Annotated in this window: 8 protein-coding genes and 1 pseudogene; 7 read left to right on the forward strand and 2 right to left on the reverse strand. The window is 72.4% G+C overall.

Annotated elements, in window-relative coordinates:
- Window positions 1-150 precede the first annotated feature (150 nt).
- The 3 genes and pseudogenes from ACY45C_RS01070 (at window position 151) to ACY45C_RS01080 (ending at window position 1,772) form a co-directional block, all read left to right on the forward strand.
- Window positions 151-767: pseudogene (locus ACY45C_RS01070) on the forward strand (TIGR02679 domain-containing protein).
- A complete protein-coding gene (locus ACY45C_RS01075) occupies window positions 757-1,347 on the forward strand; it encodes a TIGR02679 family protein (RefSeq protein ID WP_462185835.1) in 591 nt (196 codons plus the stop codon). The pseudogene ACY45C_RS01070 and the gene ACY45C_RS01075 overlap by 11 nt, the downstream one beginning before the upstream one ends.
- A gap of 203 nt (window positions 1,348-1,550) precedes the next feature.
- The gene (locus ACY45C_RS01080; RefSeq protein ID WP_462185804.1) at window positions 1,551-1,772 is read left to right on the forward strand and encodes a hypothetical protein; all 222 of its coding nucleotides are present in this window, start codon (window positions 1,551-1,553) and stop codon (window positions 1,770-1,772) included.
- A 277-nt stretch (window positions 1,773-2,049) separates the two neighbouring features.
- On the opposite strand, the gene hypB is transcribed toward ACY45C_RS01080, so the two are convergent.
- Both hypB and ACY45C_RS01090 read right to left on the reverse strand, forming a co-directional pair.
- The gene (hypB, locus tag ACY45C_RS01085) at window positions 2,050-2,943 is read right to left on the reverse strand and encodes a hydrogenase nickel incorporation protein HypB (RefSeq protein ID WP_462185805.1); all 894 of its coding nucleotides are present in this window, start codon (window positions 2,941-2,943) and stop codon (window positions 2,050-2,052) included.
- Between the two features lie 6 nt (window positions 2,944-2,949).
- On the reverse strand, window positions 2,950-3,441 hold the full coding sequence (locus ACY45C_RS01090) for a hydrogenase maturation nickel metallochaperone HypA (RefSeq protein WP_462185806.1): 492 nt from the start codon (window positions 3,439-3,441) through the stop codon (window positions 2,950-2,952).
- Window positions 3,442-3,868: 427 nt separating this feature from the next.
- Between ACY45C_RS01090 and ACY45C_RS01095 the strand changes: the two genes are divergently transcribed.
- The 4 genes from ACY45C_RS01095 to ACY45C_RS01110 form a co-directional block, all read left to right on the forward strand.
- Window positions 3,869-4,840 carry an NADH-quinone oxidoreductase subunit B family protein gene (locus tag ACY45C_RS01095; protein ID WP_462185836.1) on the forward strand — a complete coding sequence of 324 codons (972 nt, stop codon included), beginning with the start codon at window positions 3,869-3,871 and terminating at the stop codon, window positions 4,838-4,840.
- Between the two features lie 82 nt (window positions 4,841-4,922).
- Window positions 4,923-6,530, forward strand: a complete 1,608-nt coding sequence (locus tag ACY45C_RS01100) for a nickel-dependent hydrogenase large subunit (RefSeq protein WP_462185807.1) — start codon at window positions 4,923-4,925, stop codon at window positions 6,528-6,530.
- Between the two features lie 13 nt (window positions 6,531-6,543).
- Window positions 6,544-7,110, forward strand: a complete 567-nt coding sequence (locus ACY45C_RS01105) for a hydrogenase maturation protease (protein WP_462185808.1) — start codon at window positions 6,544-6,546, stop codon at window positions 7,108-7,110.
- Between the two features lie 40 nt (window positions 7,111-7,150).
- The coding region (locus ACY45C_RS01110) for a hypothetical protein (RefSeq protein ID WP_462185809.1) at window positions 7,151-8,306 on the forward strand (1,156 nt) is incomplete at its 3' end.

Below are 8,306 nucleotides of genomic sequence, written 5' to 3' on the forward strand. Positions count from 1 at the left end.
CCATCCGGCGCAGGGCGGCGACACCGAGCCCCTGCCGTTCGAGTGAGCGCGTCGTCGACCGGGGCCGCCCGCGATACGGGAGCCGCCCGCGATGTGGAACGGCTGCGCCGTCTGCTGGGCGGTGAGCACACGGCGTGGCTGCTCGACCGGGTGCGGCGCAGGATCGAGCTGGGCCGGCCGCTCACCGGGACAGTCACCCTCGGCCGGGCCAGCGCGGACCAGCGGCGGGGGGTCGAGCGGCTGCTGGGCCGCCGGGCCGGCGCCGGCGCCTCGCTGTCCGTGTCGTTGGACGAGGTCGACGCGGTGCTGCGGTCCAGCGGCGCCGCGCCGGGCGGACTCGCCGCCGCCGTCCGCCAGCTCACCGGGGATGTCACGGAGCGGGCGGAGCTGGCCGCGGCGCAGTCACGGGCCTGGGCGCAGGCGCACCAGCCCCTGGACGACCTCCTCGCCCGGCGCCCCGAACTCACCCCCTGGCGGTCCTGGCTGGACAGCACCGGCCTGCTGCGCCGGCTGGCTGGCACCCCGGACGCGGCGTGCCGCTGGTCGCCGACCTGGTCCGGGTGCTCGACGCGTTGCCCTCACCCGGCGTGGCGCTGGGCCGGCTGGCCGCCACCAGCACCGGCGACGCGCACGCGCTCGACGACGGCCGGCCGCTGGCGACGCTGGCCTTGGCGGCGGCCCGGGTACTGGGCGGATCCCACCCGGCGGGTGACGGCTCGGCCGCGGGCCGCCGCGCCGCGTGGGCCGCTGCCCGGGGTGCACCGTGACGAACTGTCGTCCACGGTGCTCTGCCTGGGCCTGCCGGGCGGGGCGGACAGCCCGGCCGGCCGGATCCTGGCCATCTGTCGTGAGGCGGGGGAGCCCTGCGTGCTCACTCTGCGCCAGGTCGGCCCGGGCCAGGACTGCGGCGACCTCGGGGTGGGCCTCGGAGTGGTGTACCTGTGTGAGAATCCGATCGTGCTGGCCAGCGCCGCCGACGAACTGGCGGGCCGCACCCCGCCGCTGGTGTGCGTGAACGGCCAGCCGTCGGCCGCCGTCATCGGCCTGCTCTCGGCGCTCGCCGGCCAGGGCGCGCGGTTCGCCTACCACGGCGACTTCGACTGGGGCGGCCTCCGCATCGCCAACGGGCTGCGGGAACGGATCGGCTGGCGGCCATGGCGTTTCGACGCCCGGTCCTATCAGGCGGCGCTGGCCACGGTGACCGGCGGCGAGCTGGCTGGCCGGCCGGTCGACGCGGCCTGGGACCCCGACCTGCGCCCCGCGCTGGAGCACCATGCGATCAGAGTGGACGAGGAACTCGTCCTCGCCGAGCTGATCGACGACCTCAGCGCCCCACACGACCGATAACCCTCGGTAACATTCGGTAGCACTCGGTAGATGGAGGCCAGGCGCTCAAGGGTGCGGCCGGTAGAGTCCCGGCGACACGCGCGGGCAGCAGGTCGGCAACCTCGCTCGTCCGGGCGCCCTGGCCGGCGAGAGCAGCGATGATCGTCTGGTCTTCGTCGACGACGAGCAGCGGCGCCCGGTGCGGCAGGCGCATACTGGAGGCGATGACCAAGTCAGCGGTACCCAGGCCCCGTCTGTCCACCAGCCCCTTCAAGGCCCCGGTCACCCCGCCGTGCAAGCGGTTCGCCGTAGGAGACCGGGTCACCCACGACAGGTACGGCCTCGGCCAGGTGACCGGGGTCGAAGAAGAAATCGCCGTCCTCGTCGATTTCGGTTCCCAGCAGGAACGCATTCTGAGCCCGTTCAGCAAGATGTCCCGTCTCTGACGCCGTGAGGCTTCGATTCGCGGAACCCGAAGACGGCACGTAGGCGGCGGAAGGTCCCGCGGGCAAGCCTGTCACCGCCCTGACATCCTACCCCTCGTTCCACTCCGGCAGCCCACCCCGAAAGCGAGACATCTCATCGCCACCACCTCGATCCCCCTCTTCTCCGCGTCGGAGCCGCCGCGGTCTCTGCCGCGGCAGGAGCCCCCGCCTCTGACGATCCGCCTCTTCCAGGCACCCGACTTCGGGCCGTCTGATGTCGAGATCATCGATTTCGCGGTCACGGACGTCGAGACCGTCGCCTTCCAGGCGCCCGTCGTCGAGCGCCCACCCGCGCTGGATCCCCGTCGTCATCGAGCACGGCCCCGCCGATCGTAGGCTCCGGGCGCTGTCCGGGTAGGGCGCGCAGCCACGCGCACCAGGCGTCGACCCCCTGGCCGGTACGGGCGCTGACCTCCAGCACGGCCACGCCCGGGTTGACGTCGGCGAGGTTCTTCCGGAACGCCTCGAGGTCGAAGTCGAGGTGGGGAAGCAGGTCCGTCTTGTTGACGAGCACCAGGTCGGCCGAGCGGAACATGACCGGGTACTTGAGGGGCTTCTCCTCGCCCTCGGTGACGGCGAACACCATCGCGCGCAGGTCCTCCCCGACCTCGAACTCGGCGGGGCACACCAGGTTGCCGACGTTCTCGATAACGACGAGATCGAGGTCGCGCAGGGGCAGCCGGCCCAGCGCCGAGGCGACCATGGGCGCGTCCAGGTGGCACTCCCCGCCGAACCCGTTACCGGTGTTGATCAGGGCGATCGCCGCGCCGAGCCCGTCGAGGCGGTCGGCGTCGATGCTGGTCTCGATGTCGCCCTCGATGATCCCGACCCGCAGATGCGGGCCGAGACGGCGCAGCGTCTCGACCAGCAGGGTGGTCTTACCGGCGCCGGGAGCGGACATCAGGTTCACCACCGTGACGCCGGCGGCGTCGAAGGCGGCCCGGTTCGCCAGCGCGACCCGCTCGTTCTCCCCGAGGATCCGCTCGAGGACCTCGACCCGTTCGGGCCCGGTGCCATAGCCGGAATGGTCCCCGACGGACACCCCGGCCGGTGAGTGCGGACCCGAGTGCTCGTGCGGCGCCCCTTCCGGGTGGGGATGCGCCCCTTCCGGGTGGGGATGGAAGCGACCCACCGCGCGTCACGCCTCCACGGTGCCGGGAACTACCGGGTCGGGAGCCGCCGGGTCGGAAGCCACCTCGAACGAGGTGACGAGGAACTCCTCGCCGGTGACGATGGTGACGCCGGCCGCGCCGCAGGTGCCGCAGCGCAGCACCCGGTCCGCCAGCTCGCCGCGGGTCCCGCACACCCGGCAGCACACACTGACCGGCACGCTCTCGACCTCCAGCACAGACCCGGCCAGCACAGACCCGGCCAGCACAGACCCGGCCAGCACAGACCCGGCCAGCACGGACCCGGCCAGCACCTGCCCGCCGGGGGGATCGGCGCCGTTCCCCGGCGGCCCATCGCTCTCCGGGGGCCCAGCGTTCATCAGCTTCCAGCAGTAGGCGAGGGTTTCCGGCACGATCTGGCGCAGCTGGCCCACCCGGACGTGCACCCGGGTGACCGGCCGACCGGCCGCGTGCCGGGTGACGACGTCCGCGATCGATCGGCAGACGGACAGCTCGTGCATCGCCCGGTCCTCCCCCGGCACCCTCCGGCGACCCGCCTGATCCGGTGACCCGCCCGAGCCGGCATCGCACCGGCTCACCACTTCGCCGGGCCGCGCCTCGGCGCTCGCCCCACGGGCGTCGATGAGGGCAGGCTGGGATGGCCGGTGCATACCCCACTCTCACCCGGTCGTGTGCGCTTCACCAAACCGCACTGCGCGTTGGTGACTGCGCGTTGGTGGCAGCCTCCGCGCACTGTCGATAGGCGTCCGGCGTTGGGGGACATAGCGTCTGCTCTGCCGGACGTCTCCGTGAGGCGACGGGCCACCCGACGATCACCCGGCCCAGCGGCTTCTGATCACCTCGCCGGAGGGCTCGGTCCGCTCGTGGAGGTGGGCGGTGCGGCGGACCGCGGTGCCGACCACGGCCCGTCCGACGAAGGGAGTGCTGATGTCATCCGTGCTGTGGTTCCAAGGCGGGGCGTGCAGCGGCAACACGATGTCCTTCCTGAACGCCGACGAGCCCAACGTCGTCGACCTGATCACCGACTTCGGGCTGGAACTGCTCTGGCACCCATCGTTGGGGCTGGAGAACGGCGCCCAGGCCCGGGAGCTGTTCACCGACTGCGCGCGGGGTGAGCGGCCGGTCGACATCTTCGTCTTCGAGGGTTCGGTGATCCGCGGCCCGGACGGAAGCGGCGGCTTCGACGTCTTCGCCGAGCGGCCCATGCAGGACTGGGTGCGCGAGCTGGCCGCCCAGGCTCAGGTGGTGGTGGCGATCGGGGACTGCGCCTGCTGGGGCGGGATCCCCGCGACGGCGCCGAACCCGACGGACTCCACCGGGCTGCAGTTCCACAAGCGTGAACGCGGCGGTTTCCTCGGCCCGGGCTTCCGGTCGCGCTCCGGGCTGCCCGTCGTCAACATTCCGGGCTGCCCGGCCCACCCGGACTGGATCACGCAGATCATCGTGGCGCTGGCCACTGGCCGGGCCGCCGACATCGCGCTCGACGAGCTGCACCGGCCACGGACGTTCTTCACGACATTCACCCAGACCGGCTGCACCAGGGCAGAGTACTTCGAATACAAGCAGTCGACCCTGGCTTTCGGGGACGGGACCCGCAAGGGCTGCCTGTTCTATGAGTTCGGCTGCCGCGGCCCGATGACCCACTCCCCGTGCAACCGGATCCTGTGGAACCGCCAGTCGTCGAAGACCCGCGCCGGCATGCCGTGCATCGGGTGCACGGAGCCGGAGTTCCCATTCTTCGACCTCGCCCCCGGCACGGTCTTCAGGACCCGGAAGGTCGGCGGGCTCATTCCACGGGAGGTGCCGGCGGGCAGTGGCCACCTCGGCTACCTGGCACACGCGGCAGCCGCCCGGATAGTCGCCCCGCAGTGGTCGAAGGAGGACATGTTCGTCGTCTAGCCGCCCGGCAGCCGATGACCGATGACCGCGCGTGCTCCGACCGGAGACCGCGAGGAACGGACGGGGAGGAGAGAGGATTCCAATGGCCACCGTCGATCTCAACGTCAGCCCGTTGGGGCGCGTCGAGGGCGACCTCGACGTCCGGGTCACGATCGACGACGGGGTGGTCACCTCGGCGTGGACCGAGGCGGCGATGTTCCGGGGCTTTGAGATCATCCTGCGCGGCAAGGACCCGCAGGCGGGCCTGATCGTGACCCCGCGGATCTGCGGGATCTGCGGGGGCAGCCACCTGTACAAGTCGGCGTACGCGCTGGACGTCGCGTGGCGCACCGAGATGCCGCCCAACGCGACGCTGGTCCGCAACATCGCGCAGGCGTGCGAGACGTTGCAGAGCATCCCGCGCTGCTTCTACGCGCTGTTCGCCATCGACCTCACAAACCGGAAATACGCCTCCTCGCCGCTGTATGAGGAGGCGGTGCGGCGGTTCGCGCCCTACACCGGCAGCAGCTACGGCCCGGCGGTGGTGCTGTCGGCCAAGCCGGTGGAGGTCTACTCCATCTTCGGCGGGCAGTGGCCGCACTCCAGCTTCATGGTGCCCGGCGGGGTGATGTGCGCGCCGACGCTGCCGGACGTGACCCGCTCCATCGCCATCCTGGAACACTGGAAGGTCAACTGGCTGGAGAAGCAGTGGCTCGGCTGCTCGGTGGAGCGATGGCTGGCCAACCGTACCTGGCAGGACGTGCTCGCCTGGGTGGACGAGAACCCCGCCCAGCGCGACAGCGACTGCGGCTTCTTCCTCCGGTACTGCCTCGGCATCGGCCTGGACCGCTATGGCCAGGGAGTCGGCAACTACCTGGCGACCGGGACATACTTCGCCCCCGACCTCTACACCCGGCCGACCATCTCCGGCCGCAACGCGGCACTCATCGGCCGGTCCGGGGTGTACGCGGGCGGCGAGTACTCCGAGTTCGACCAGGCCCGGGTGCGGGAGGACGTCACCCACTCGTTCTACGAGGGGACCGAGGCGCGCCACCCGTTCGACGGCGAGACCCGGCCCATCGATCCGGCGCGCGGCCGGGAGCAGGGCAAGTACAGCTGGGCGAAGTCACCCCGGTACGAGGTGCCGAACCACGGGTACCTGCCGTTGGAGGCCGGGCCGCTCGCCCGCCGCGTCGCCGCCGCGGCTCCCGGCGCGGGTGCCCACCAGGACGACGACCCGTTGTTCGGGGACATCCTGGCGGCCATCGGCCCGTCGGTGATGGTCCGCCTGCTGGCCCGGATGCACGAGGCCGCCAGGTACTACCAGTGGACGCGGGCCTGGCTCGACCAGCTGGACCTGCACGAGCCGTTCCACCTCAAGCCGGTGGAGTACGCCGAAGGGCGCGGCTTCGGTTCCACGGAGGCGGCCCGCGGCTCGCTCTCGGACTGGATCGTCATCGAGGACGGCAAGATCGCGAACTACCAGGTGGTCACCCCGACCGCCTGGAACATCGGCCCCCGCGACGGCTCCGAGGCGCCCGGTCCCATCGAGCAGGCCCTCGTCGGCACGCCCATCGTGGATCCGGAGAACCCGATCGAGCTCGGCCACGTGGCCCGCAGCTTCGACTCGTGCCTGGTCTGCACGGTCCACGCCTACGACGGCAGGACCGGCCGGGAGCTCAGCAGGTTCGTCATCAACGACAACCTATGACCGGGAGTGACCTATGACCGGGGACCGGGAGGCGGGTGCCGCCTCGCGACCCCCGCCCGGGCCGCGGGTGCAGGTCGATCCGCCCGGTTTCGAACCACCAGGGTGCGAGGTGGCCGTGATCGGCTGCGGCAACCTGCTGCGCGGTGACGACGGGGTCGGGCCGATCCTGGTCCGCCGGCTCGCTGAGACGGGCGTCCCGGCCGGGGTGCGCCTGGTCGACGGGGGGACCGCCGGGATGGACACGGCGTTCGCGATGCGCGGCGCGCGCCGGGTCGTGGTCGTCGACGCCAGCCGCACCGGGGCCAAGCCCGGGAGCGTGTTCGAGGTCCCGGGCGCACAACTGGAGAACCTGCCCCTGGACGCGCTGCACCCGCACGCCTTCCGCTGGGACCAGGCGCTGGCGTTCGGGCGCTGGCTGCTCGGCGACGGCTATCCGGGCGACGTCGTCGTCTACCTCATCGAGGCGGGCGGCGTGGAGCCCGGCGCCGATCTCAGTCCCGCGGTGCGCCGGGCGATGGAACAGGTCCGGGAGATGATCATCGCCGGTCTCACCCCCGGGACCGGCGGAACGGACGGATGACCAGACGCATGGATGACCAGACGCATGGGTGAGGACGCGCATGGGTGAGGACGACGTCATCGGCACGGGTGTGACCTGCGCGCGCCCGCAGCCCGTCGGGGTCTTCCCGCTGCCGGCCGGTTTCCTGCTCGTGCCGGGCGGCGAGGCCACGGCCGACCTGCGCCGGACGCTGGCGGCCGGGAAGGTGCCGGCGGCCTGGCCGGCGGAGCTGGCCGCGCTGGAGCTCGCCTACCGCGGGGAGGTCGTCGCGGCCGTCGGGCAGCTGCGCGGCGATGACCCGGTCGACCGCTACAACCGCTTCGTGCTGCGACCGGCGGGCGCTGACCCCGAAGACCCGGTGGCACTGCGCCGGGCGCTCGGCGACGAGCTGGGGATTCTGGTGGACGTGGTCCGGTTCGCCCTGGGCGAGCTGGACGAACCTCCGCCGCCCGGCGGGGAGACCGGCGAGATCGCGGCAATGGTGTGGTCCGCACACGCCGCCCAGGCCATGGCCGCCGGCCGGCCGGGCGAGGCTGCGGGGCTGCTGGAGCGGGCCATCGCCGCAGCGCGGGAGCCCTCCCCCGGTCTCGCCACCCAGCTCAGGTCCACCGCGGCGGACCTGCGTCGCGGAGTCGAGGGGCCGAGCCCGGCCGTCATCGCAGAGCTGACGGCGGCGCTCGCCGCGCTGGCCGCCACCGACCTCACGGTCGGCCGGGCCGAGCTGCACCTGAGCCTCGGTTCGGCCTACCAGGAGCTGGCCGGGAACGATCCGGCGAGCCTGAAGGCCGCGGTGGAGCACTACCTCTCGGCGCTGCGCCTGGTCCGCATCGATACCGCCCCGGAGCTGTTCGCGGCGGCACAGGTCAACCTCGCCACGGCATATCTGGCCATGCCGATGGCGCAGGCGTCCGACCAACTACGGGTCGGCGTGGCTGTGCAGGGCCTGCGGACCGCCCTGTCCGTCTACACCCGCGAGACCCATCCCGAGCGGTGGGCCAGCACCCAGCTCAACCTGGCCAACGCCTTGGTCTACGCGCCGTCCGCGCATCGGGAGGACAACCTGCGGGAGGCGGTCGCGCGCTACCAGGATGTCATCGCCGCCCGCGACCGCGACGCCGACCCCCTCGGCTACGCCCGGGCTCGGGCGAACCAGGGCAACGCCCTGGCCCACCTCGGTCTCTTCGACCCGGCGCAGGCGGTGCTGCACGAGGCGCGGG

Source organism: Frankia sp. CcWB2 (assembly GCF_977927585.1).

Coding starts and splice junctions, on each gene's coding strand:
- ACY45C_RS01100 (WP_462185807.1), top strand. CDS start 4,923: ATGGCCACCGTCGATCTCAACGTCAGCCCGTTGGGGCGCGTCGAGGGC.
- ACY45C_RS01105 (WP_462185808.1), top strand. CDS start 6,544: ATGACCGGGGACCGGGAGGCGGGTGCCGCCTCGCGACCCCCGCCCGGG.
- ACY45C_RS01080 (WP_462185804.1), top strand. CDS start 1,551: ATGACCAAGTCAGCGGTACCCAGGCCCCGTCTGTCCACCAGCCCCTTC.
- ACY45C_RS01090 (WP_462185806.1), bottom strand. CDS start 3,441: ATGCACGAGCTGTCCGTCTGCCGATCGATCGCGGACGTCGTCACCCGG.
- ACY45C_RS01095 (WP_462185836.1), top strand. CDS start 3,869: ATGTCATCCGTGCTGTGGTTCCAAGGCGGGGCGTGCAGCGGCAACACG.